Source organism: Pseudomonas sp. P5_A2_2 (assembly GCF_054177685.1).
The window spans coordinates 1-1,734 of sequence record NZ_JBGCUL010000922.1 but is presented as its reverse complement, the minus strand read 5'-3'; the positions used below and the strand labels follow the sequence as shown (position 1 = coordinate 1,734).

The 1,734-nt window shown below is 58.8% G+C and carries 3 protein-coding genes; all 3 read right to left on the bottom strand.

What is annotated here, in order from left to right; translation table 11 throughout:
* Positions 1-46: 46 nt before the first annotated feature.
* From ACXRVY_RS27360 to ACXRVY_RS27350, 3 genes are read right to left on the bottom strand one after another with little or no spacing between them, the layout of a single operon-like run.
* On the bottom strand, positions 47-757 hold the full coding sequence (locus tag ACXRVY_RS27360) for an SDR family NAD(P)-dependent oxidoreductase (RefSeq protein WP_457265707.1): 711 nt from the start codon (positions 755-757) through the stop codon (positions 47-49).
* Between the two features lie 43 nt (positions 758-800).
* Positions 801-1,457 (bottom strand): DsbA family oxidoreductase, encoded by a 657-nt coding sequence (locus ACXRVY_RS27355; protein WP_223457903.1) that lies wholly within the window; start codon positions 1,455-1,457, stop codon positions 801-803.
* On the bottom strand, positions 1,454-1,675 hold the full coding sequence (locus ACXRVY_RS27350; RefSeq protein ID WP_007972813.1) for a tautomerase family protein: 222 nt from the start codon (positions 1,673-1,675) through the stop codon (positions 1,454-1,456). The genes ACXRVY_RS27355 and ACXRVY_RS27350 overlap by 4 nt, the downstream gene beginning before the upstream one ends.
* Positions 1,676-1,734 lie beyond the last annotated feature (59 nt).

Below are 1,734 nucleotides of genomic sequence, written 5' to 3'. Positions count from 1 at the left end.
TAGCAATACGAGGGCTTTGTTGTTTCCGGAGTTTGGAAAAGCGCTTTCAGTGCCCCGCGCTCTGACCACCATCCACATGCAGGATTTCGCCGGTAACGAACTTGGCGCCGTCCAGATACACGACCGCTTGTGCAATATCATCGATCTCGCCCATGTGCCCGACCGGGTGCAGATTGCCCAGTGCGGCGTGGGTTTCTTCGCCGTGCATCGGGGTCTTGATGATGCCCGGGCTGACTGCGTTCACCCGAATCCCGCGCTTGGCGTATTCGATGGCCAGGGATTTGGTTGCCGCGTTGAGGCCGCCCTTGGTCAGCGATGCCAGCACCGATGGCACGCCGTCGATGGCGTGGTCCACCAGGCTGGTGGTGATGTTGACGACGTGGCCGCTGCCCTGTTTTTCCATCTCGGCGATGGCGAGTTGGGTGATGTAGAAGAAGCCGTTGAGGTTCACCGACAACACATTGGCGTAGTCTTCTGCGGTGTACGCGGTGAACGGTTTGGCGATGAAGATGCCGGCGTTGTTGACCAGGGTGTCGATGCGACCGAAACGGGACATCGTTTCACGGATGACGCGTTGGGCGGTTTCCGGCTCGCCGATGTCACCGGCCACGGTGTGAATGTCCGGATCGGTGGACGGTTTGATCGAGCGCGATGTGGCGACGATCCGGTAACCGAGTTCACGGAAGGCTTGGACCATACCGTCGCCGAGACCTTGGGATGCGCCGGTGATTACGATGACTTTTTTCGAAATGCTCATGATGAAGACCTCTGACAATAAAGAATGGGGTAGGAATCTGTAATCAGGCTTCGGCCGGTGCCTTGGCCATTTGTCTCAACATCTGTTCGTAGTACTCGACCGATTGCGAACCGGACACCAGGTGATGACCGTTCAGTACCATGGCAGGGACCGAATTGATGCCGCGCTGCTGGTAGTACGCTTCAAGCTCTCGCACCTCATCGGCGAACGCGCCGGACGCCAGCACCTCTTGTGCATTTGCCCCATCCAGCCCCGCTTCAGTCGCCAGACGCACCAGCGCCTGGTGATCACTCGGGTTCTCGCCTTCGCTGAAATAGCCCCGAAGCAGCACCTTCTTCAGCTCGACTTGCCGGCCTTCCTGCAACGCCCACAGCAACAAACGGTGCGCATCGAAGGTGTTGTAGAAGTGCGTGCGTTTCTCCAGATCGAACTTGAAGCCGATGGCCTCGCCGCGAGCGATTTGCATGGCCTTGCCGGCGGCGATGTCGTCGGCTGTTCTCCCGTACTTGCGCATCAGGTGCTCGACCGCTTGCTCACCTTCGACCGGCATGTTCGGGTTCAACTCGAACGGCTTGTAGGTCAGCTCGACCGAGACTTCCCCGGCCAAGTTCTCGATCGCCTGCTCCAGCGCCGTCGCCCCCAATGCGCACCAGGGGCACACCACATCGGAGATGAAATCGATGGTGACGGAGGTCGTCATGACTTCCCCTCTGCCTCGGCCAGTTGCTTGCGGTACTGGGTGGTGGTGATGCCGGCGTAACCCCAGTTATCGGTGTCGACTTCCTCGATCACGATGTGGGTCAGGTCAGGGCGTTTATTGAGGACGCGTTCCAGTGTTTCAGTGATTTCGGCAATCACCTGAGCTTTCTGCTCAGTGGTAACGCCATCGCGGGTGATGCGTACGGTTACGAAAGGCATGAGGGAAACTCCAGTGACCTTCCCGTCGGGATGATGGGAGAGGCGTTGGAGGTGAATGT